Genomic DNA, 20,751 nt, shown 5'->3' with positions numbered 1-20,751 from the left:
ATGGACGTCCGGGACCGGACCCGCGCCCTGCTCGACGCGCACGACCCCGCCGGCGACCGGCTCACCTTCCTCCGGGCCCGGTTCGACGCCGGGCTGGCCTGGGTGCACTTCCCGCCCGGCCTCGGCGGGCTCGGCGCGCCGCGCTCCGAACAGGCCGTGGTGGACGCCGAGTTGGCAGCCGCCGCCGCACCTGGCAACGACCCGCGCCGGATCGGCATCGGCCTCGGCATGGCGGCCCCGACCATCCTGCGCTACGGCACCGAGGAGCAGCAGCAGCGCTTCCTGCGCCCGCTGTGGACCGGCGAGGAGGTCTGGTGCCAGCTGTTCAGCGAGCCCGGCGCCGGCTCCGACCTGGCCGCGCTCGGCACCCGGGCGGTCCGGGACGGCGACGACTGGGTGGTGGACGGCCAGAAGGTGTGGACCTCGATCGCGCACACCGCCCGCTGGGCCATCCTGCTCGCCCGGACCGATCCGGACGTGCCCAAGCACCGGGGCATCAGCTACTTCGTCTGCGACATGACCGACCCCGGCGTCGAGGTCAGGCCGCTGCGCCAGCTCACCGGCGAGGCCGAGTTCAACGAGGTGTTCCTCACCGGCGTCCGGATCCCCGACCGCCACCGGCTCGGCGCCGTCGGCGAGGGCTGGCAGGTGGCCCAGACCACGCTCAACAACGAGCGGATGGCGATCGGCGGCCAGGCCGCCCCGCGCGAGGGCGGAATGATCGGCGTGGTGGCCGAGACCTGGCGCAGCCGGCCGGAGCTGCGCACCCACGAGCTGCACCAGCGGCTGCTCCGGGGCTGGCTGGACGCCGAGGTGGTCCGGCTGACCGGCGAGCGGCTGCGCCAGCAGCTGGCCTCGGGCCAGCCCGGCCCCGAGGGGGCGGCGATGAAGCTCGCCTTCGCCCGGCTGGCCCAGGAACTCAGCGGCCTGGACGTCGAGTTGCACGCCGAGGAGGGCCTCGGCTACGACGACTGGACCATGACCCGCCCCGAGGTGGTCGACTTCACCGGCCGCGAGGCCGGGTACCGCTACCTGCGCGCCAAGGGCAACTCGATCGAGGGCGGCAGCTCCGAGATCCTCCGCAACGTGATCGCCGAACGGGTCCTCGGCCTGCCCGCCGAACCCCGCACCGACAAGGACCTGCCGTGGAAGGAGCTGCCCCGATGAGCGATCTGCTCTACTCGGAGATCGAGGAGGAACTCCGCTCCAGCGTCCGGGCCCTGCTCACCGACCACTGCCCGCCGTCGGCGGTGCTGGCCCGCTGCGAGGGCCCGGAGCCGTACGACGGCCCGCTCTGGCACAGCCTGGCGGTCGGGCTGGGCACAGCCGGGCTCCAGATCCCGGAGCGGGACGGCGGTGCCGGCGCCTCGATCCGCGAAGTCGCCGTGGTGCTGGAGGAGTTGGGGCGCGCGGTCGCGCCGGTCCCGTACTTCGGCCACGCGGTGCTCGCCGTGACCGCGCTGCTGGCCGCCGGCGACCGGGAGCTGCTGCCCGCGCTGGCCGACGGGAGCCGGACCGCCGCCCTCGCGGTGCCGTTCTCCACCGCCCCCGGCGCACCCCTGCCCGCCGTGGCGGTCGGCCCCGGCGGCCGGCTGACCGGCCGGATCACCTCGGTGGCGGACGCCCTGCCCGCCGACGTCCTGCTGGTCCCGGCCGGGGGCCGCCTGTACGCGGTGGAGGCGGCCGCCGTCACGGTGACCCGGCGGACCTCGCTCGACCTGACCCGGCAGCTCGCGGACCTCACCCTCGCGGACGCCCCCGGACGGCTGCTGGCGGACGGTCAGGAGCCGGTCCGGCAGGCCCTGCTGACCGGCGCCGGGCTGGTGGCCTCCGAACAGCTGGGCATCGCGGAGTGGTGCCTGGGCACCACGGTGGCGTACCTGAAGGAGCGTCGGCAGTTCGGCCGGGCGCTCGGCTCCTTCCAGGCGCTCAAGCACCGCCTGGCCGACCTCTGGCTGGAGACCGTCGGCGGCCGGGCCGCAGCTCGCTACGCCGCCGACGCCCTGGCCACCGACAGTCCGGACACGGCCGTCGCGGTCGCGGTCGCCCAGGCCCACTGCGGCGCCCTGGCCGTCCGCGCGGCCGAGGAGTGCGTCCAGCTCCACGGCGGCATCGGCATGACCTGGGAGCACCCGGCCCACCTCTACCTCAAGCGCGCCAAGGCCGACCAACTCGCCCTCGGCACCCCGGGCCACCACCGCAACACCCTGGCGGCACTGGTCGACCTGCCGATCTGACAGCCGTTCCCCGAGTCCCGTCCGGGGCTCGGGGAACGGCGACGCCAACCACCGGAAAGGCCACACCCCCAGGTGCGGCCAACCCCGGGCCCGGCTAGGGGAGCACGACCACCCGTCCCGTCGTCAGCCCGTCCGCGACCCGCTGCACGGCGTCGGCGGCGCCGGCCAGCGGCACCCGTTCGCTCACCAGCGGCCGCACCACGCCCTTGCCCGCCAGTGCGCCGAGCTCCGCGTGCGCCGCCAGCACCGCCGCCGGCTCCCGCGCGCCGTACAGCCCCCAGTGCAGCCCCAGCACCGAGTAGTTCTTCACCAGCGCGTGGTTGAGCCCCGGCGCCGGAATGCTGCCGCTCGCGAAGCCGACCACCACGATCCGTCCCTCGAACGCGATGCACCGCACCGAGCCGGCGTAGGCGTCCCCGCCGACCGGGTCGAACACCACGTCCGCGCCCCGTCCGCCGGTGGCCTCCTTGACCACCGCCACGAAGTCCTCGGCCCGCCGGTCGATCACCAGGTCGGCACCCAACTCCCTTGCGGCCACGGCCTTCTCGGGCCCGCCCACGACGCCGATGACCGTCGCCCCGGCCGCCTTGCCGAGCTGGACCGCCGCGCTGCCGACCCCGCCGGCCGCCGCGTGCACCAGCAGGGTCTCCCCGGCCCGCAGGGCCGCCCGCCGGTGCAGCGCGAACCAGGCGGTCTGGTAGGCGATGTGCATCGCCGCCGCCTCGGCGTCGTCCAGTGCGACCGGTGCCGGGAACGCCGCCCGGCCGTCCATCAGCGCGTACTCGGCGAAGGCCCCGGCCGGGAGCAGCGGCGTCCCGATCACCCGCTCCCCGGCCCGCTCGCCGCCGACCACCTCGCCGCACAGCTCCACCCCGGGGGTGAACGGCAGCGGCGGCCGCACCTGGTAGTGCCCCCGGCACATCAGTGCGTCCGGGAAGTTCACCGCGGCCGCCAGCACCCGTACCAGCAACTGCCCGTCACCGGGCGAGGGTTGCTCCACCTCGGCCAGCCGCATCACCGCTCCGGGCTCGCCCGTCTCGCCGACCTGCCATGCCCGCATCGCGCTCACTCCTTCGTCTCAAGTGCCCGCTGCAGCCGGTTCATCCCGTCCAGCCAGCGGTCGGGCTCGGTCGCCCTGGTCGCGTAGAAGCCGGCCACCTCGGGGTGCGGCAGGATCAGGAACCGCTCGTCCGCGATCCCCCGCAGCACCTCGGCCGCCACCGCCTCGGGCTCCAACGCCCGCTCCGCCAGCAGCAGTTGTCCGGCCTCGCCGGACTCCTCCAGCATCCTGGTCCTGACCCCCTGCGGGCAGACCGCGTGCACCCGTATGCCCCGGTGGCGGTAGGTCGCGGCCAGCCACTCCGCGAAGGCCAGCGCCCCGTGCTTGCTGACCGCGTACGGCGCGGAGCCGAGCATGGTGAGCACCCCGGCCGCCGAGACGGTCGCGACGAACCGGCCCTGCCCCCGCTCCAACCAGTCCGGCAGCAGCAGTTCGGCCGCCCGGACGTGGGCCATCACGTTGACCTCCCAGGCCGAGGCCCAGGCCGCCGGGTCCGCGTCCGCGCCGCCGACCGGGGCTATCCCGGCGTTGGCGCAGTAGACGTCGATCGCGCCGAGCTCCTTACGGGCGGCGCCGATCAGCGCGGCGGGGCGGGCCGCGTCACCGGGGATCGCGACCGCACCGATGCGGGCGGCCACCGCCTGCGCGGCTTCGGCGTCGAGGTCGTTGACCACCACCCGGGCCCCGGCGGCGGCGTACGCCCCGGCCAGCGCGGCGCCGATGCCGTGGCCGGCTCCGGTGACCACCACGCCGAGCGGGCTCACAGCCCGCCGCCGAGGGTGACGCCGCCGTCCACCACCAGGGTCTGGCCGGTGATCCAGGCCGCGTCGTCGGAGAGCAGGAAGGCGACGGCGCCGCCGATGTCCTCCGGCAGGCCGAGCCGCTTCAGCGGGTAGGCGGCGGCGACCTGCTCCTCCCGGCCCTCGTACAGCGCCTCGGCGAACCGGGTCTTGACCACGGCCGGGGCGACCGCGTTCACCCGGACGGCGGGGCCGAGTTCGGCGGCCAGCTCGGTGGTGAGCCGGATCAGGGCGGCCTTGGAGACGCCGTACATGCCGATGCCGAGCGAGGACCTGATGCCCGCGACCGAGGCGACGTTGACCACCGCGCCGCCGTGCTCGCCCATCCAGGCGGCGTGGGCGAGCCGGGTCCAGGCCAGCGGGGCGAGGACGTTCACCGCGAGGATCTTCGCGGCGACGCCCTGGTCGATGTCCAGGACCGGGCCCAGCGCGGGGTTGATGCCGGTGTTGTTGACCAGCAGGTCGAGCCGGCCGAAGGCCTCCATCGTGCGGGCCACCGCCTCGGCCTGGTGCGCGGGGTCGTCGGCCTTGCCCGCGACCGCGATCGCGTGGTCGGGGCCGCCCAGCTCGCGGACCGCCTCGGCGAGCGGTTCGGGGTTGCGGGCGGTGACGCAGACCCGGGCGCCGCGCTCGACCAGTTCGCGTGCGATGCCGAGACCGATGCCGCGGCTGGCGCCGGTCACCAGGGCCACCCGGTCCTTGAACGAGGGTGCCATCGTCCGTCCTCTCCACAGGGGTTCACCAGGGCCGCCCGCCACGGGCCCGGCCCGGGCGGGTGACTAAGCGCTTGCTTAGCATGTTGGCGCCGGGTCACACTGTCAACCGTCACGCGGCCCCGCCGAGCAGGTCGAGCGCGTCTGGGAGGATGACGATATGAACGACCGAGCCACCGCCGACCTCTGGCCCGCAGGCGCTCCGGGCGAGCGGACCGAGGCCGCCCGGCGGCTGCTGCTCGCGGCGGTGGAGTCCTTCGCCCGGCGCGGCTACCACGCCACCACCACCCGCGACATCGCGACCGCCGCCGGGATGAGCCCGGCCGCGCTCTACATCCACTACTCCTCGAAGTCCGCCCTGCTCTCCGAGATCAGCCGCACCGGCCACCAGGCCACCCTCGACCTGGTCGAGCAGGCGGCCGCCGCCGACCTCCCGCCGGTCAAGCAGATGCGCCGCCTGGTGGAGGAGTTCACCCGCTGGCACGCCCACGGCCACACGGTCGGACGGATCGTCAACCACGAGCTGCACGCGCTGCCCGAGCAGGACTTCGCGGTGGTGGCCGAGCTGCGGCGCCGGATCGAGGAGACCGTCCGCCGGATCATCGAGGCCGGGGTCGCGGCCGGGTCGTTCGAGGTGCAGGACGTCCGCACCGCCGCCCGCGCGGTCACCTCGCTCGGCATCGACGTCTCCCGCTGGTACACCGACCGCAGCAGCGAGACCCCGGAGGAGCTGGGGCGCCGGTACGGCGTGCTGGTCCTGCGGATGCTGGGCGCCGACGGCTGACAGGCCTTCCCCCTCCCCGCCACTTAGGTTAGGCTCCCCTTACCTAACGAGGAGGACGGATGCCCGACAGCCCTGCCCTGCCCATCCCGGCCGGACCTGTGCCCACCCCGGCCGAGCGGGCCCGCACGCTGCTGGAGTTCGGCTCCTCGGTGATCCTCGACGTCCCCGGCATCGACCTGGCCCACCGGCCCGGCATCCCGCCCCTGGTGGCCTGCGCCGTGCTCCCCGACGGGGCGCTGGCCGTCCTGGTCGAGCAGGACTCCCCGCTCTGCCGGATCGCCTCGGTCTCCCGCGCGGACGAGATCGCCGGCCTGCTGGAGGCGGTCGACGTCGCCCCGGTCGCAATGCCGCACCGGATCCGCGGCCGGGCCACCGTGCACGGCCGCCTGACCGCACTGCCGCCCGCCGCCACCGAGGTGCTCGACGGACTGTTCCCGCGCCGCGCCGCCGGCCGGTACGCGCTGCTGCGCTTCGACGCCGACCACCTCTCAATCGAGGACCTCTGGGGCGCCGAGTGCTGCGTCGACCTGGCCGCCTTCGGCCGGGCCGCCACCGACCCGCTGGCCGGCGAGGAGCCGGTCATCCTCCAGCACCTCGCCGCGGCCCACGCCGACCAGCTCGCCCTGCTCGGCGCCCAGGCCCTCGACCACCCGGCCGGCCCCCGGTCCTGGCCCGGCCACGAGGGCCCCGAGGTGCGGCCGGTCGCGCTCGACCGGTTCGGCCTTCGGGTCCGGCTGCTGGCCGGCGACCGGGTGCTGGACGCCCGGTTCGAGTTCCACCGCCCGGTCACCGGGCCGGAGGAGCTCCCCGAGGCCATGCACCGCCTGTTCGCCCAGGTCCGCACGCCCTGATTCGGCTCGGAGTCGTTCAGCTCGGAGTGATCACCGAGAACAGCCCGCCCTCGGTGTCCCGCAGCCGGGCCACCCGCCCGTACGGGGTGTCGGTGGCCGGCCCCTCGGTCGCGCCGCCGAGCTCCACCGCCCGGCGGACGGCCGCGTCGGTGTCGGTCACCGAGAAGAAGACCTCCCAGTGCGCCCCGACGTCCTCGGCCCGGCGCAGCGCGGCCACGCTGCGGCCGTCCGCCCGCAGCACCACCCGCTCGTGCTCGTACCTGACCTCGAACCGGGCCGGGTCGCGCTTGTCCCAGTCGAAGACCTCGCCGTAGAACAGTGCGGCCTGGAACGGGTCGGCGGTGCGCAGCTCGATCCAGACCGGCGCGCCGGGCGAGCCGACCCAGGTCCTGGACCCGAGGTCGCCCTCCCAGATGCCGAAGGCGGCGCCGGACAGGTCCGAGGCGAGCGCCATCCTCCCGGCGTCGAAGGCGAGCGGGCCGATCGCCACCGTGCCGCCCCGCTCGCGGACCCGGGAGGTGGTGTCGTCCGCGCTCTCGGACCCGAAGAAGGTGGTCCAGGCGACCGGCGGCTGCCACTCGCCCTCGCTGACCGCGATCCCGGCCACCTCGACGCCGTCGACCACGGCCCGCCGGTACGGGCCCCAGCCGTGCATCCCGTCCTCGAACGTCCAGCCCAGCAGCGGCCCGTAGAAGTCCTGGGCCGCCACCGGGTCGTGGGCCAGCAGGCTGACCCAGCACGGGGCGGCCGGCACACAGCGCACGGTCGCGGTCTGCTCGCTCATCGGAGCCCTTCCTTCCGGTCGTGGCACAGCTCAGCCTAGGGCCTCTCTTTCGGATCACGTCGGATGAGCGGGCGTCGTTGGGGTGCGTGCCTCGGCGGCGCCGAGAAGGGGGCACCTCCCGGCCGGAGGCTGGGGGAGAGTCCATGCGGAGCATCGGCGACCGACGAGAAGCCGGCGAAGGGCCCCTCCTGCCCGTTGCCGGGCGAGGAGGGCGCGTGCCCCGGCGGCGGCCGCCCGACGTGATCCGAAAAAGAGGCCCTGGACATGGGAGCGGCGACAGGGGTGTTTCGCCTCGCGGTGGGCAGACCCTCGGGGTGTGATGGGGCCGACGAGAGGAGCCGCGATGGAGAACGGATACGTCGTCGTGGGAGCGGGCCTGGCGGGGGCCAAGGCGGTGGAGACGCTGCGCGAGGAGGGCTACGAGGGGCCGATCGCGCTGATCGGCGCGGAGGAGGAGCGGCCGTACGAGCGGCCGCCGCTCTCCAAGGGCTACCTGATGGGCAAGGCCGCCCGGGAGAAGATCTACGTCCATCCGGCCGACTGGTACGCCGAGCACCGGGTCGACCTGCGGCTCGGCCTCCGGGCGACCGCGATCGACCCGGCCGGACACACCGTCACCCTGTCGGACGGGCACCGGCTCGGGTACGCCAAGCTGCTGCTCGCCACCGGCTCCTCGCCCCGCCGCCTGACCGTGCCGGGCGCGGACGGCGAGCAGGTGCACTACCTGCGCACCGTGCAGGACAGCGAGCGGATCAAGGCCGCGATCCGGCCGGGCGCGCGGCTGGTGGTGATCGGCGCGGGCTGGATCGGCCTGGAGGTGGCGGCCGCGGCCCGGGAGGCCGGGGCCGCGGTGACCGTGCTGGAGTCGGCCGAGCTGCCGCTGCTGCGGGTGCTCGGGCGGGAGGCGGCCGAGGTGTTCGCCGCGCTGCACCGGGCGCACGGGGTGGAGCTGCGGTTCGGCGTCCAGGTGACCGAGGTGACCGGGGACGGCGTCCGGCTGGGCGACGGCGAGCTGGTGGCCGCGGACGCGGTGGTGGTCGGCATCGGGATCACCCCGAACACCGAGCTGGCCGAGGCGGCCGGCCTGGAGGTCGGCAACGGCATCCGCACCGACCGGCACCTGGCCACCTCGGCGCCGGACATCTGGGCGGCGGGCGACGTGGCGAACGCCTTCCACCCGCTGTTCGGCCGACCGGTCCGGGTCGAGCACTGGGCCAACGCCCTGCACCAGCCGAGGATCGCCGCCCGGTCGATGCTCGGGCAGGACGCGGTGCACGACCGGGTGCCGTACTTCTTCACCGACCAGTACGACCTGGGCATGGAGTACACCGGCTACGTCGAGCCGGGCGGATTCGACCGGGTGGTCTTCCGGGGCGACCGGGCGGCCCGCGAGTTCATCGCCTTCTGGCTCGACGGCGGCCGGGTGCTGGCCGGGATGAACGTCAACATCTGGGACGTCACCGACCCGATCCGGGAGCTGGTCCGCTCCGGACGCCCGGTGGACCCGGACCGGCTGGCCGACCCGGCCGTACCGCTGGACCGGGTCGGACTCGGCTGAACAGGTAGCCGGGGTCAGTCCTCGCCCGGCCCGGTCGGCTCGCACGCCTCCCGGCCGGTGTCGGCGTGCACCACCTTGGCGGGGTGGCCGGGGCCGCCGGGGACGACGCGCTGGGGGCGTCCGCAGCGGGGGCAGATGAGCGGGATCTTCGACATCGCGTCCTCCTGCCCCCAGTGTGCGCCCCCCTGGTATTGAACGCGTTCAGGAGTGCCGTAGAGTCACTCCCGAAGCAGTTTGAACGCGTTCAACGTGGGGGGTCCCGCCGTGACGGCACTGGTCGATCTGATCGTGATGCTCGGCATGCTGGCCGTGGTGCCGATGGGTCTGGGCCTGCTGGGCGGCCCGGGCAGCCGGGCCCTGGCCCGGCTCTGGCCGCTGGCCGCCCTGCCCGGAGCGCTCGCGCTCTGGCTCCCCCGCGGCACCACCGCCACCGCGCTCGCCTCGGTCTACGCGGCGGCCACCGTCGCGCTCGCTGCGCTCGCCCCGCTCCGGCTGGCCCGGCGGCGCTCGCTCGCCCCGGCCGAGCTGGCGGCGCTGACCGCGCTGCTGGCCCCCTCGGTGGCCGGGCTGGCGCTGGTCGCCGAGCGCTCGGGCACCGAGCTGTTCGGCTTCGACCTCGACATCCTGGCGCTGACCGTGCCGCACTTCCACTTCGCCGGCTTCACTGCCGCCCTGGTGGCCGGGCTGGTCTGCCGCACCGTCGGCACCGGACCCGCCCGGCCCGCCGCGCTCAGCGTCCCGGTCGGCACCCTGCTGGTACTGGCCGGCTACTTCGTCGACGACTGGGCCGAGCTGGTCGGCGCGGTGGTGCTGACCGCCGGGATGTGGCTGGTCGGCCTGCTCACCTGGCGGGACGTCAGCCGCCGGGCCCCGGACCGGCTGACCGCCCGGCTGCTGCTCTGCTCGGCCGCCGTCCTGGTCGTCACCATGCTGCTCGCCCTCTGGTGGGCGCTGGGCGAGGCCACCGGCCTGACCCACCCCACCCTGACCTGGATGGCCGCCACCCACGGCCTCGGCAACGCGCTCGGCTTCGCACTCTGTGCCCTGCTCGCCTGGCGCCGGCTCAAGGAGTCCACCGCATGAGCACCCTCAACTACCCCGAGGTCGGTGCCACCGCCGACCCGGCCCACCTCCCCCGGGGCTACAACCACCTGCACCACCGGGTGCTGCTCGGCCACGGCCGGGACGTGCTGGAGGCGGCGGGCCGGGCGGTGACCGGCTGGCAGATGCACCGGGGCACCGGCATCCGGGTCGCCGTGGACGCCGAGCGGGCCGAGCCGGGCGTGCGGCTGGTCTGCGCCATCGGCCTCGGTCCGGTCCGGATCGGGGCGCCCGCCGAGGTGGTCTGGTCGGTCTACCAGCCGGACCGGATCGGCTTCGCGTACGGCACCGGAGCGGGCCACCCGGCCCGCGGCGAGGAGTCGTTCGTGGTCGAGATGGGCCCCGACAAGGCGGTCTGGTTCACCGTCACCGCCTTCAGCCGGCCCGACCGGTGGTACACCCGGCTGGGCGGGCCGCTGCTGCCCGCCCTCCAGGCGCAGTACGTCCGCTACTGCGGCCGGGTGGTCCGCCGGCTGGCCTCAGCCCCCGACCGCGCCACGTAGCGCCAGCCCCAGCCCCACCGCCAGCACCACCAGGGCGGTCAGCAGGCTCCCGTACGGCACCAGGCGGCGCAGCGCCGGGATCCGACGGGTGGTCAGCCCGGCCAGCCGGGTGCCGCCGCCGGAGAGCAGCAGTCCGGCGGCGGTCAGCGCGAGCGCCATGCCGAGGCCGTACCCGAGCACCAGCAGCACACCGAAGGACGTCCGGCCCAGCGCGACCGCGCCGAGCAGGATCACCAGGGCGGACGGGCTCGGCACCAGGCCGCCGGCCAGCCCGACACCGAGGAGCGAGGGCAGATGGGGACCACCGTGCCGATGGCCGTGCCCGTGGTCGTGGTGGCCGCCGTGGTCGTGTCCGTGGTGTTCGTGGTGACCGTGGTCGTGGTCGGGCGCACCGCCACCGTGGTCGGCCCGGCCCCGCAGCGTCCGCACCGCCGTGCGGACCAGCAGGGCGCCGATCACCGCGACCAGCGCACCGCCGAGCAGTCCGAGCCGGCTCAGCAGCCGGTCCCCGACCAGGGCGGTCGAGGCCGTCAGGGCCAGGCCCACCACGAGCACGCCCGCCGTGTGCGTCACCGTCACGGTGGCACCGACCGCCAGCGCCGCCCGGACTCCACCGCCCCGCCGGGGGCCGGTGGTCCCGGTCAGGCAGGCCGCGACCGCGAGTTTGGCGTGGCCGGGCAGCGCGGCGTGGCCCGCGCCGAGCAGGAGCGCCAACGCGATCGCCGCCAGCCCGACCGGGACGGTCAGGTCGCGGGCGGTGGTGAGTGAGGCGAGCCGCTGCTCGATCCCGCCGAGGGCCGGCAGGCCGACCGCCAGCGGCGGCACGCCGCGGCGCTCGCCCGAGCGGGAGGCGGCCGCCGGACCGTCGGCGGAGATCTCGGCGGTGACCACGCCGAGCGGCTGCTCCGCCGATCCGGCCGGGTAGCTGTCCAGGGCGTCGCTGCTGCTCTCCCGGGGTACCGAGGCGGCGCGCAGCGCGACGCCCTCGCCGACCGCCGTGATCTCCTTCCAGCCCAGCCGCTCCCGGTCGGCGCCGGAGTGGAACGAGATCCGGACCGGCCGGGTCAGGTCGACCGCCGCGACCAGCTCGCAGCCGAGCCTGGCCGTGGCGAGTCCGGCCGCCCCCGGCCGGTGGCTCAGACCGCTGGACACCGGCTGCCAGGCCAGCTCCCGGCCGTCGGCCACCGCCCGTACCGCGCCCGCCAGTTCGGCGCAGCGCTGCCCGGCCCGGAGGGCGGCCTCCTCGGCGTCCACCGTGCCGTCCCGGTTGCGGTCGGCGGCCGTCCGGTCCTGGGCGGTGGGGATCTCGGCCGTGTCCACCACCACGGTGTCCACGATCCGGTCGGGCAGCAGGCGCAGCCCGTCGTACCGGTTGACGCTGAAGTTGCCGAGCGGGTGCGCGGCGGCGCTCACCGGGGCGAGCGCCAGCAGCGCGACGGCCGGGACGGCGAGCCAGCGGGCGGTCGGGTTCATCGTTCTCCCTCTCCGGGCGCTCCGAGCAACTGCCGTGCCTTCCCTGCGTGGTAGGCCGAGAAGTGCGGGTGGCTCCGCAGCACCGCCCGCAGCAGGTCGTCCGCGCCGGGCAGCCCCAGGGCGTGCTCGACCGCGCCCAGCCGGTACCGGCTCAGGGCGCTGCCGCTGCCGGACTCGACCGCGAACCGGGCGTGCGGCAGTGCTTCGCCGTCCCGGCCGGCCCGGTGCAGTGCCCAGCCCAGCTCCTCGGCCACCAGCACGCTGCGCCGCCGCCCCCACTCCTCGGTGAGCAGCCGCACGGCCTGCGCGGCGTCGCCGTGGTCGGCCAGGTAGCGGGCCAGGGCCAGGTCCACCGGGCCGGTGGCCAGCCGGACCTCGGCGTCCAGGGCGGCCAGTTGGGCCGCGGCCGGGTGTCCGGCGGCCAGCTGCAACTCGGCCAGCTCCAGCAGGAACTGCGGCTGCGGGGCCCGTTCCACCAGCTCGCCGTACCGCTGCAGCGCCTCCTCCGTCCGGCCGAGCGCGGCGGCGGTCCTGGCCGCCCCGAAGGCGGCGAAGCGGTCGTCGGAGCGGAGCGCCAGCGCGTGCCGGTAGTGCTGCTCCGCCGTGGCCAACTCGCCCTGCTCCCAGGCCAGGTCGCCCAGCCGGTGGGCGCAGAACGCCTGCTCCTCCGGGGTCCCGGCCAGCTCCAGCGCCCGTTCCTGGGCGAACACCGCCTCCCCGGTCCTGCCGTGCGTCTCCAGGTCGTACGAGGCGCGGGTGAACGCCGCCGAGCCGGGTGCCAGGTCGAGCAGGCGCTGGGTGGCTGCGGTGGCGGCCGGGTAGTCGCCGAGCTGGATCTCGGCGTCCGCCAGGACCGCGTACCCCGCGGCCCGGTCCGGTGCCATCGTGGTGGCGCTGCGGCCGAACTCCCGTGCTGCCGCGAACTCGTGGCGCGCGTTGGCGAGCATGCCGGAGCCGACCTGGGCCTCGTAGTTGTGCTCCGGTCGGAGCGCGAGCGAGTCGGCCAGCGCCCGGGCGGCCTCCGTCAGCTGTCCGCCCTCCGGCGTGGTCCGGGCCCGGTCGACCGCGGCCAGGCCCAACTCGGCCCAGGCGGTGGCGTCCTGGGGCCGGGCCTCGGTGGCCTGGCGGGCCGCCGCCAGGCGGTCGGCCGGCGGTGGCGGCGCTGCCACCCGGCCGGGCGGCGGCGCGGGCGTACCGGGGCCGAGCGCCAGCAGCCCGGCGGCGCAGGCCAGCACCAGCAGCCCGCCGCCGACCGTCGCGGCGATCCCGTGCCAGCGGATCACGGGCCCGCGTGCGGGAGGTTGACGTACGGGAAGACGTCCGAGGCGGGCGCGGGCTGCCAGTCGAAGCTGGGTGGCGGCAGCAGGTGCGCGGCCGACCGGTCGGAGGGCTCGCCCTCCAGCATCCGCAGCAGCGGGACGTCGATCACGTCGTTCAGGCGGCGGCCGTTGGGGTAGCCCTGACGGTCGCCGTCGAGTACGCCGTACGGGTGCGGGTCGGTGCTGACCGGGGTGGTGAGGTTGAGCCGCAGCTGGTCGGACCAGCGGACGGCGGCCGGGTCGGCGTCGGCGTTCATCGTCTGGGTGTTGAGGTCGAAGCCGAACCGCGAGCCGTTGGCGGCGCCGATACCGCCGAGGAAGAGCGCCCGGATGTCGGTGCGCGGGCCGGGCGGGGCGGCGAAGCCCTGGGCCGCCTCGATCCGGTGCGGCGGGGCCGGGTCCAGCGCGGCGGCCAGGAACTCCTGGTCCTGCTGGTCGAGATGGGCCGCCCGGGCGTTGAACCGGTCCTCGGGGCCGCCGGGCCGGGAGAGCCCGGCGAAGGTGCCCCAGAGTGCGAAGGCGATGTGCGGGTTGCCGAGCCGGCCGATCTGACGGTACGTCGCCTCCTGGGCGCGCAGGTCGCGGGAGAGGTCGGCACCCTCGCGCGAGACGGTGGCCCAGACGCCGACCACCGGGTTGCGCCCGGGGTCGCCGTTCAGGGCGAGTTCGCGCTTGGGGAGTTGGAGCACCAGGGCGCCGACGTTCAGCGCGGAGAGCGGTCCGGCGGCGGGCAGCGCGCCCGGCACCGGGCCGACGGTGCCGACGGTGAAGAGGCCGAAGACCCGGCTGTCGGCGATGAACGGCTCGGCGATCTGGCCGGCCAGGGTGCGGCCGCCGCCGGGCAGGTCGCGGGTGGCCTCGCTGCGCAGCGCGCGGTAGTCGGGCATCAGGGCCAGGCCGGTGTGGGTGGGGGCGGCGGTGCCGTCCGCGATCAGCGTCTCGGTCCGGCCGCCCCGGATCCGCTCCAAGGTGTAGCGCTGCTTGAACAGCAGCGCGCCGTCCTTGAGCGAGCGGACCGGGGAGAGGGCGATCGGGCCGGCCCCGAACAGGCGTCGGTCCTCGGTGCGGAAGGTCCAGCGGTAGGTGGTGTCCGGCTGCCCGTCGCCGGTGCCGTCGAGGTGGACCTCGTACCGGGCCCGGGTCGCGAAGGGGTAGTTCAGCGGTCCCGCGCCGGGGAGTTGGCCCGGCTGGGCGTCGACCACGATGGTCACCTGGTCGTGGTCGTCCGGGCTGGTGAAGGCGAACACGTCGGTGATGTTGGCCTGGCCGTCCGCGAACACGGCGGGCGAGTCGAAGTGCCCGCCGGCCTCGCTGCGGCCGGTCAGCGGGCCGCCCAGCGAGGCGGCGGCCAGGGTGGAGACGGCGGCGCCGAGGAAGAGGCGGCGGCTCGGGCGGCGGGGACCGGCGGATGCGGACATTGCGGCTCCAGGGATCACGACGGCGTTCCCAAATACGCGACAGGGAACGTGACTTGGGCGGCACAGGGCAGCCCGTCGCCGGGCGGCCAGGGCAAACCTAGGGCCGAGTGGATCTTCGTGCACCCCGCGCCCGCCGACTGCCACGGACGTGTCACGCAATTCGCCCGGGTGGCCCAACTTCCGCCACAGGCCGTACCTCTCAAGTGCCATGCGTACACGGATCGCCCTCGCCGACCGCTAGCCTTCGAGCGCATCCCCCGACCAGGGCCCCGGGCCCCGGGGTCGGCGCGCCCGCATGCCCACTCACCTGCTGCGGTCGGCGAGTTGCCCCTCCAGCCAAGGAGTCATATGAAACTACGTCAACTCTTCTCGGTGCTCTTCGCGGCACTGCTGATGACGGTGGCCACCCCCGGCCCCGCGCAGGCGGCCGGCCTCCCGTCCGGCCCGTACGTCTCCCCCTGGGGCACGGCACAGGTCGAGTGGGCCCCGAGCTTCAAGGCCCGGCTGGCCGAGCAGGCGGTGACCATCACCCCGATCGCGCCGGTCACCGCGCTGCCGGACGACCGCGGCATCATCAGCGACATCGGCTGGACCTCCGGCGACTACATCGACCTGGAGCAGTTCGGCCGGGTGTACTACCCGGGCGGAGTGAGCCTCGCCAACCCGCAGACCGGCGGCAGTTGGACCATGGACGAGTTCTGGCTGCGGTTCGCGCCGGTCCGCGGGCTCTCCTCCTACCTGGAGGTCAACGGCGTCAAGTCCCCGACCGAGCAGCTGTTCTGCTCGTACACGCTGCAGGGCGCCTTCGGCCCCGGCTGGGGCCTGACCTTCGGCGGCGTGAAGACCGCCAAGGTCCCGCTCACCCTCACCGAGGTCGGCGCCCGCACGCTCAACGAGGCGCTCGGCACCTCGTTCCGGGCCGGGGAGCCGTTCGGCGTCCTCTCCGGCGAGTTCCGCTACATCCCCTGACCCGACTCCCTGCAGGAGCAAGAACATGCGCATCCTCCGCAAGCTCGCCATCGCCGCCACCGCCCTCGCCCTGGCCGCTCCGATCGCCCTGGCGCCGACCGCACAGGCCTCCGCACCGACCGTCCAGGACTCCGCCCAGCGGGCCTCCCGGGTCTACATCTCCCCCTGGGGCAGCGCCCAGGTCCGGGTCAGTGACACCACCAAGAAGTGGCTGGAGGACAACGGCATCAAGCTGGGCGCGATCGAGCCGTTCACGCTGGACGCCGACGGCTACGGCTTCAACATGCCGATCGGCTCCACCGCGGGTGACCATCTGGACGAGAAGGGCCGGATCTTCTACCCCGGCGGCATCACCCTCGCCCAGGAGAGCAGCCAGACCTCCGTCGAGCTGGTGCCGACCTGGATCCGGGTCATGCCCCAGCCCGGCTACTCGGCCGGCGTGAAGGTGAACGGCACGTCGGTCAGCGAGGAGACGCTGATCGCCTACACCACCCCGGCCGAGGTGATCGCCAACGGCCAGCTCACGCCGACCGGGTTCAAGCTGGACCAGGTGCCGTTCCACGTCACCAAGGAGGCCGCCGCGCTGACCAAGGCGTACTTCGGCGACGGTCTCGCGGTCGACTCGATGTTCGGCACCCTGACCCCGAACTTCGACTACGTGCCCACCAACTAGCCCGGAATAGCCCGGCGCACCGCACCGTTGACGCGGACGCAGACCGCAGTCGGACGAGAAGGGCAGGCAGGCCGATATGAGCACCGTCGAACTGACCACCGAGAACTTCGACGAAGTGATCGGGGGCGCCGACGACAAGAACTTCGTCTTCATCGACTTCTGGGCCGGCTGGTGCGGCCCCTGCGTGCGCTTCGCGCCCGTCTACGAGAAGGCGGCCGAGCGGCACTCCGACATCGTCTTCGCCAAGGTGGACACCGAGGCGCAGCGGGAGCTGGCGGCGGCCTTCGACATCCAGTCGATCCCGACCCTGGCGATCATCCGCGACGGCACGCTGGTCTTCTCCCAGGCGGGCGCCCTGCCCGCGCCGGTGCTGGAGGACCTGATCGGCAAGGCCCGTGAGCTGGACATGGACGAGGTCCGGGCCAAGGTCGCGGCGGAGAAGGCCGGCACCGAGGCGTAGCCTCGATGGCAGCACAGGAGCGTGGGCGGGCCCGGGGACGAGACCGGGCCCGCCCTCCTGCGTTCCCGGGGCCGGGCTCAGCTCCGCGCGGCGGCCAGGCCGTCCAGCAGCAGCCGCAGTGCCAGTTCGAAGCCGCGCTCGTCCAGCCCGCTCCCCCGCGCGGCCGAGGCGGTCAGCGCCCCGGCCAGGGCCGGGTAGCCGGGCAGGTAGTCGTCGGCGGGGCGGGCGAAGCCGGCCGTGAAGGTCTCCAGCGCGGAGCCGAGCACCAGGTAGTCGAGCGCGGCGGCCGCCTCCGCCGCGTCGGCCGGTGCCAGCCCGGCCCGGCCGAGGGCGGCCAGCAGGGCTTCGTAGCCGAGGAGCTGGCGGTCGGCCTCGACCCGGCGCCGGGCCAGCAGGGCGATGGTGTTGGGGTGCCGGAGGAAGACCGCCCGGTAGCCCCGGGCGTACGCGGCCACGCCCTCGCGCCAGTGCGGACCGGCCAGCGGGGCCAGGTCGATCTCGGCGTTGACCAGCTCGGCGAGCGAGTCGAGCAGCTCGTCCTTGCCGGCCACGTGGTTGTAGAGCGAGGCGGCCTTGACCCCGAGCCGGTCGGCCAGCGCCCGCATGGTGAGGCCGTCCGGGCCGGTCTCGTCCACCACGGCCAGTGCCGCCCTGGCGATGATCTCCCTGCTCAGCAGCGCCCTGCTGGGTCGCCCCATGGCCCCGCCCCCTTCGCCCGATCGCCGACCCGGTCACGTTACAGCCTGGCGTCGTGCGACTCCCAGCGGTGGATGTCACCAGGGCTGCTCGCCGACCCGGGCCGGTGCCGGTTCTGATACTTCCTCGGTGCCCAGGTACCGGGGCCGGGCGGGGAAATGCCGCGTCGGTCTCAGCGCCGGCAGCAGGGTAGCGGAGCCGGCGAGGGCGAGAGCGGCTAGCAGGCGCTGTGCCACCAGGCGGAAGGACCGTCGGCCTGGTCGGGCGTGGTGAAGTCTCATGTCCTGCTGCTCCCTGGTCAGTTGATCGAGGCCGGGGCGGTCGGCAGGTGCCAGGGGTTGCGGCGGTGCAGGGTCTCCAGCTCCTGCTGGAGGACGGGCTTGGGCACCACCAGCGTCGGGCAGGCGGCGCGTTTGACGCAGTACGCCGTCACCGAGGGCTGGAGCCCGCGCCGGAGCCAGCTGCCGCTGCCGGCCCCGATCACCAGCAGGTCGTCGGGGCGGTCGGCGGTGCCCACCAGGACCGGGCCGGTGTCGCCGCGTACGACGTACGCGGTCAGCCGCGCGTCGGCGTGCGCCCCGCCGAAGGCGGCGTCGAGGGCCTCGGTCAGCCGGGCTTCGGCGCAGTCGCGCCAGGCCGCCAGCAGCGGCGGGCAGGGGGCGAGACGGTAGCCGTGCTCGCCGCCCTGCGGGAGCCAGGCGAGCACGGCCAGCACCTCGCGGTCGGTCCGGCGGGCCTCGGCCACCGCCCGGTGCAGGGCAGCCAGGCTGCCGAGCGTCCCGCTGACGCCGACCACGATCCGGCCTGCCCGTTGCTGGTCGATGCCCTGTCCGTCCGTCATGTCCGTCCCTGTTCGCTCGGTTGGTCGCTCCAGCCAAGCCCACGTACGGCCGCGGCGGCCGGCCGCTGACGCTTCCCTGACGGCGGGGTACGGATTCCCAACGCTTCCCTGACAGGTCACGGGCCCGGGACGAACTGCACGACGAGGTCGACGATTCTGATGCCGAGGAACGGCAGCACCAGTCCGCCGAGCGGCTTGCCGCTGAGGCCGGCCCGGCGGCATCAAGAACCCGTGAAAATGACTGCCCCCGGCGTCATCCGTGCATCAACGCATACGGCTGCGACCAGCCCCGGAGGTGCAATGGAGGTGTTCCAACCTGCCGGAAGAAGAGGAAACGCCATGGACCGGGGCACTCGAGTCATCGTCGGGGTCAGCGGGACGCTCAGCGGACTCGCCGCCCTGTACCGCGCGGTCGACGAGGCGCGCGAGCGCAACGCGCTGCTCGTCCCGCTCGTTGCCTGGGAGCCGTCGCAGAGCGACGGGCTCCGCCCGCTCTCCGAGTTGGAGCACGCCGCCTCCCGGCGCATGGACACCGCCTTCGAGCAGACCTTCGCCGGCTACCCGGAAGGCATCCGCATCCACCCCGTGGTCGTACGCGGTGACGCCGGGCCCGCCCTGGTGGCCGCCGCCGACCGGCCCGACGACCTGCTGGTCGTCGGCGCGGGCGGGCACCGGCGGTTGCAGCACGTACTGCACGGGTCGGTCACCCGCCACTGCAAGGCCCACGCCCGGTGCCGCGTGGTCGTCGCCTCGCCGTCGCGGCTGCTGGAGCACCTGGCACTGCCGAACCGGAACGGCGGTCCGCTGCCCTTCCTGGCCGGAGACCGCAACACCGCCGTCCCCCGCGGCATGGCGGACGCCGGAAACACGAACTGACGGACCCTCACCCCGCACCGTCACACCCCATGCCGGTCTCTCCTGGAGCAGCGGATGGTCTCAGGTGTGGGACGTCGACGATCCGGGCGGTGCCGCCGGCCCTCCTGGGCCGGCTCCGTTCTCGGTGCCGGTCTGACGGCGCCTCATGAAAGCGGTGTCCACGTGACATTTCTCGGAGTCCTGCGCGCCCCGTCGCCGACGTCCTCCTCCCGGAGTCGCGGCTCCGCCCTCGCGCTGCTCGCCGCCGTCGCCCGGCGGCTCGCCGACAGCCCGCTCGACAACACGGTGTGGCGAGCCCTGGGCGGCCCTGCCGCTGCCGGGTCTGCGTCGCGGGCCGCTTCGAAGCCGTCCGACAGAGCCGTCGCCAGCCCGGTGGCCACTGCCGATCAGAGCGCTAGAGCCACTTGTTGCGGCGGAACGCCCTGAAGACGAACGTGCAGACGACGGCGATGCCCAGCAGCACGGCCGGGTAGCCGTAGGTCCAGGTCAGTTCGGGCATGTGGTCGAAGTTCATGCCGTAGATGCCGACCACCATGGTGGGTACGGCGACCAGGGCGGCGCCGGCGCTGATCCTGCGCATGTCGGTGTTCTGCTGGAGCGACATCCGGGCCATGCTCGCCCCGAGCATGCTGGTGACCAGCTCGTCGAAGGCCAGGATCCGCTCGGTGGCCTGGGTGTGGTGGTCGGCGACATCGCGGAGATAGGCCGCGATCTTGGCCGGCACCTCGGGCAGGGCCTTCTCGGACAGGGACTGCAGCGGTAGTCCGAGCGGCACCACAGCACGTTTGAACTCCATCAGCTCGCGCTTGAGCTGGTAGATCCGCCCGGCGTCGTCGGTGCGCTCGGGGGAGAACACCACGGTCTCCAGGTCGTCCACGTCCCGCCCGAAGGCCTCGGCGACCTCCAGGTACCGGTCGACCACATGGTCGGCCACCGCGTGGAGCACCGCGGTCGGGCCCAGCGCCAGCAGGTCGGGCGACTGCTCGAGCGCCTTCCGGACCTCGGCCAGGGGCGGGGCGCTGCCGTGGCGGACCACGATCGCGAAACCGGGCCCGGCGAAGACCATGATCTCGCCGGTGTCGACGATCTCGCTGGTGGCCGTCACCTCGTCGTGCTCGACGTACACGATGGTCTTCAGCACCAGGAACAGCGTGTCGCCGTAGCGCTCCAGCTTCGGGCGCTGATGCGCGCACACCGCGTCCTCCGCCGCCAGCGGGTGCAGCGCGAACGAGGCCGCGATGTCGGCGAACTGATCCACCGTCGGCTCGTGCAGGCCGATCCAGACGAACCGGCCCGGGGCATCGTCGACCTGCCGCAGGACCTTGTCCGGCTCCACCGGGCCGGGCAGACGGTGCCCGTCCTCGTACAGCGCGCAGTCCACCACCGTCTGTGCACCCATCCCGGCACCGCCCTCCGACCCGGTCCACTCGTGCCACGGCCCGTCAACCTACACCGCCGCCCACGGCCCCGGTACGGCCCTTGGCGACGGTCAGGCCCGGACCGACGCCGGCGGGAGACGCCTGCGGCGGTCGTCAGAAGCGATCCGGGTACTTCACGGCCAGCACCAGGTAGCCGACCAGCAGGACGGCCACGATCAGGCCGACGACGTTCTCGACAGTCAACAGGACCTCGCGC

23 protein-coding genes are annotated in these 20,751 nt (G+C 74.6%); 11 read left to right on the top strand and 12 right to left on the bottom strand.

Annotation, left to right across the window (positions count from 1 at the left end; translation table 11 throughout):
- Together ABT118_RS16765 and ABT118_RS16760 are read left to right on the top strand one after the other, a co-directional pair.
- A complete protein-coding gene (locus tag ABT118_RS16765) occupies positions 1 to 1,167 on the top strand; it encodes an acyl-CoA dehydrogenase family protein (RefSeq protein WP_350669084.1) in 1,167 nt (388 codons plus the stop codon).
- On the top strand, positions 1,164 to 2,237 hold the full coding sequence (locus ABT118_RS16760; RefSeq protein WP_350669082.1) for an acyl-CoA dehydrogenase family protein: 1,074 nt from the start codon (positions 1,164 to 1,166) through the stop codon (positions 2,235 to 2,237). Before ABT118_RS16765 ends, ABT118_RS16760 begins: the two co-directional genes overlap by 4 nt.
- A 94-nt stretch (positions 2,238 to 2,331) precedes the next feature.
- On the opposite strand, the gene ABT118_RS16755 is transcribed toward ABT118_RS16760, so the two are convergent.
- From ABT118_RS16755 to ABT118_RS16745, 3 genes are read right to left on the bottom strand one after another with little or no spacing between them, the layout of a single operon-like run.
- Positions 2,332 to 3,297 carry an NADPH:quinone oxidoreductase family protein gene (locus ABT118_RS16755; RefSeq protein WP_350669081.1) on the bottom strand — a complete coding sequence of 322 codons (966 nt, stop codon included), beginning with the start codon at positions 3,295 to 3,297 and terminating at the stop codon, positions 2,332 to 2,334.
- Between the two features lie 5 nt (positions 3,298 to 3,302).
- A complete protein-coding gene (locus ABT118_RS16750) occupies positions 3,303 to 4,061 on the bottom strand; it encodes an SDR family NAD(P)-dependent oxidoreductase (protein ID WP_350669080.1) in 759 nt (252 codons plus the stop codon).
- A complete protein-coding gene (locus ABT118_RS16745; RefSeq protein ID WP_350669079.1) occupies positions 4,058 to 4,813 on the bottom strand; it encodes an SDR family oxidoreductase in 756 nt (251 codons plus the stop codon). Before ABT118_RS16745 ends, ABT118_RS16750 begins: the two co-directional genes overlap by 4 nt.
- Positions 4,814 to 4,970: 157 nt before the next feature.
- Between ABT118_RS16745 and ABT118_RS16740 the strand changes: the two genes are divergently transcribed.
- Both ABT118_RS16740 and ABT118_RS16735 read left to right on the top strand, forming a co-directional pair.
- Positions 4,971 to 5,594: a TetR/AcrR family transcriptional regulator gene (locus ABT118_RS16740; RefSeq protein WP_350669078.1), complete on the top strand. Its 624-nt coding sequence runs from the start codon at positions 4,971 to 4,973 to the stop codon at positions 5,592 to 5,594.
- 59 nt (positions 5,595 to 5,653) lie between these two features.
- Positions 5,654 to 6,445, top strand: a complete 792-nt coding sequence (locus ABT118_RS16735) for a DUF2470 domain-containing protein (protein ID WP_350669077.1) — start codon at positions 5,654 to 5,656, stop codon at positions 6,443 to 6,445.
- A 16-nt stretch (positions 6,446 to 6,461) separates the two neighbouring features.
- Here the strand turns inward: ABT118_RS16735 and ABT118_RS16730 are convergent, their stop codons facing one another.
- The gene (locus ABT118_RS16730) at positions 6,462 to 7,229 is read right to left on the bottom strand and encodes a VOC family protein (protein ID WP_350669072.1); all 768 of its coding nucleotides are present in this window, start codon (positions 7,227 to 7,229) and stop codon (positions 6,462 to 6,464) included.
- A 343-nt stretch (positions 7,230 to 7,572) separates the two neighbouring features.
- On the opposite strand from ABT118_RS16730, the gene ABT118_RS16725 reads away from it, so the two are divergent.
- Entirely contained in the window at positions 7,573 to 8,787 is a 1,215-nt protein-coding gene (locus tag ABT118_RS16725) for an NAD(P)/FAD-dependent oxidoreductase (RefSeq protein WP_350669071.1), read from the top strand.
- Between the two features lie 14 nt (positions 8,788 to 8,801).
- Here the strand turns inward: ABT118_RS16725 and ABT118_RS16720 are convergent, their stop codons facing one another.
- On the bottom strand, positions 8,802 to 8,942 hold the full coding sequence (locus ABT118_RS16720; protein ID WP_350669070.1) for a hypothetical protein: 141 nt from the start codon (positions 8,940 to 8,942) through the stop codon (positions 8,802 to 8,804).
- Between the two features lie 109 nt (positions 8,943 to 9,051).
- Here ABT118_RS16720 and ABT118_RS16715 point away from each other — a divergent pair, with 109 nt between their 5' ends.
- Positions 9,052 to 9,870, top strand: coding sequence for a YndJ family protein (locus ABT118_RS16715; protein ID WP_350669069.1), 819 nt, complete (start codon positions 9,052 to 9,054; stop codon positions 9,868 to 9,870).
- Positions 9,867 to 10,391: a DUF1990 domain-containing protein gene (locus tag ABT118_RS16710; RefSeq protein WP_350669068.1), complete on the top strand. Its 525-nt coding sequence runs from the start codon at positions 9,867 to 9,869 to the stop codon at positions 10,389 to 10,391. The genes ABT118_RS16715 and ABT118_RS16710 overlap by 4 nt, the downstream gene beginning before the upstream one ends.
- Here ABT118_RS16710 and ABT118_RS16705 read toward each other — a convergent pair.
- The 3 genes from ABT118_RS16705 to ABT118_RS16695 are packed head-to-tail and all read right to left on the bottom strand — an operon-like array spanning position 10,368 to position 14,601.
- Positions 10,368 to 11,864 (bottom strand): nickel transporter, encoded by a 1,497-nt coding sequence (locus ABT118_RS16705; protein WP_350669067.1) that lies wholly within the window; start codon positions 11,862 to 11,864, stop codon positions 10,368 to 10,370. The genes ABT118_RS16710 and ABT118_RS16705 overlap by 24 nt on opposite strands.
- Positions 11,861 to 13,147 (bottom strand): tetratricopeptide repeat protein, encoded by a 1,287-nt coding sequence (locus ABT118_RS16700; RefSeq protein ID WP_350669066.1) that lies wholly within the window; start codon positions 13,145 to 13,147, stop codon positions 11,861 to 11,863. The genes ABT118_RS16705 and ABT118_RS16700 overlap by 4 nt, the downstream gene beginning before the upstream one ends.
- On the bottom strand, positions 13,144 to 14,601 hold the full coding sequence (locus tag ABT118_RS16695; RefSeq protein WP_350669065.1) for a DUF4331 domain-containing protein: 1,458 nt from the start codon (positions 14,599 to 14,601) through the stop codon (positions 13,144 to 13,146). Before ABT118_RS16695 ends, ABT118_RS16700 begins: the two co-directional genes overlap by 4 nt.
- 348 nt (positions 14,602 to 14,949) lie before the next feature.
- Here ABT118_RS16695 and ABT118_RS16690 point away from each other — a divergent pair, with 348 nt between their 5' ends.
- The 3 genes from ABT118_RS16690 to ABT118_RS16680 all read left to right on the top strand — a co-directional run bounded on the left by ABT118_RS16690 (position 14,950) and on the right by ABT118_RS16680 (position 16,703).
- Positions 14,950 to 15,570 (top strand): hypothetical protein, encoded by a 621-nt coding sequence (locus tag ABT118_RS16690; protein ID WP_350669064.1) that lies wholly within the window; start codon positions 14,950 to 14,952, stop codon positions 15,568 to 15,570.
- 25 nt (positions 15,571 to 15,595) lie between these two features.
- Complete coding sequence (locus ABT118_RS16685) at positions 15,596 to 16,243, top strand: hypothetical protein (RefSeq protein ID WP_350669063.1); 648 nt, start codon at positions 15,596 to 15,598, stop codon at positions 16,241 to 16,243.
- A 76-nt stretch (positions 16,244 to 16,319) separates the two neighbouring features.
- A complete protein-coding gene (locus ABT118_RS16680) occupies positions 16,320 to 16,703 on the top strand; it encodes a thioredoxin family protein (RefSeq protein ID WP_350669062.1) in 384 nt (127 codons plus the stop codon).
- A 77-nt stretch (positions 16,704 to 16,780) separates the two neighbouring features.
- On the opposite strand, the gene ABT118_RS16675 is transcribed toward ABT118_RS16680, so the two are convergent.
- Together ABT118_RS16675 and ABT118_RS16670 are read right to left on the bottom strand one after the other, a co-directional pair.
- Complete coding sequence (locus tag ABT118_RS16675; protein WP_350669061.1) at positions 16,781 to 17,401, bottom strand: TetR/AcrR family transcriptional regulator C-terminal domain-containing protein; 621 nt, start codon at positions 17,399 to 17,401, stop codon at positions 16,781 to 16,783.
- 296 nt (positions 17,402 to 17,697) lie between these two features.
- Positions 17,698 to 18,240 carry a universal stress protein gene (locus ABT118_RS16670; RefSeq protein ID WP_350669060.1) on the bottom strand — a complete coding sequence of 181 codons (543 nt, stop codon included), beginning with the start codon at positions 18,238 to 18,240 and terminating at the stop codon, positions 17,698 to 17,700.
- A gap of 339 nt (positions 18,241 to 18,579) precedes the next feature.
- Here ABT118_RS16670 and ABT118_RS16665 point away from each other — a divergent pair, with 339 nt between their 5' ends.
- Positions 18,580 to 19,116, top strand: coding sequence for a universal stress protein (locus tag ABT118_RS16665; RefSeq protein ID WP_350669059.1), 537 nt, complete (start codon positions 18,580 to 18,582; stop codon positions 19,114 to 19,116).
- 394 nt (positions 19,117 to 19,510) lie between these two features.
- Here the strand turns inward: ABT118_RS16665 and ABT118_RS16660 are convergent, their stop codons facing one another.
- Positions 19,511 to 20,515 (bottom strand): magnesium and cobalt transport protein CorA, encoded by a 1,005-nt coding sequence (locus tag ABT118_RS16660; protein WP_350669058.1) that lies wholly within the window; start codon positions 20,513 to 20,515, stop codon positions 19,511 to 19,513.
- Positions 20,516 to 20,648: 133 nt separating this feature from the next.
- Positions 20,649 to 20,738, bottom strand: a complete 90-nt coding sequence (gene kdpF, locus ABT118_RS16655) for a K(+)-transporting ATPase subunit F (protein ID WP_350669057.1) — start codon at positions 20,736 to 20,738, stop codon at positions 20,649 to 20,651.
- Positions 20,739 to 20,751 lie beyond the last annotated feature (13 nt).

The sequence above is a fragment of the Kitasatospora sp. NPDC002040 genome (assembly GCF_040296785.1).
Taxonomy (GTDB): domain Bacteria; phylum Actinomycetota; class Actinomycetes; order Streptomycetales; family Streptomycetaceae; genus Kitasatospora.
The sequence above is the reverse complement of the archived record's forward strand: the minus strand, read 5'-3'. Positions and strand labels throughout refer to the sequence as shown.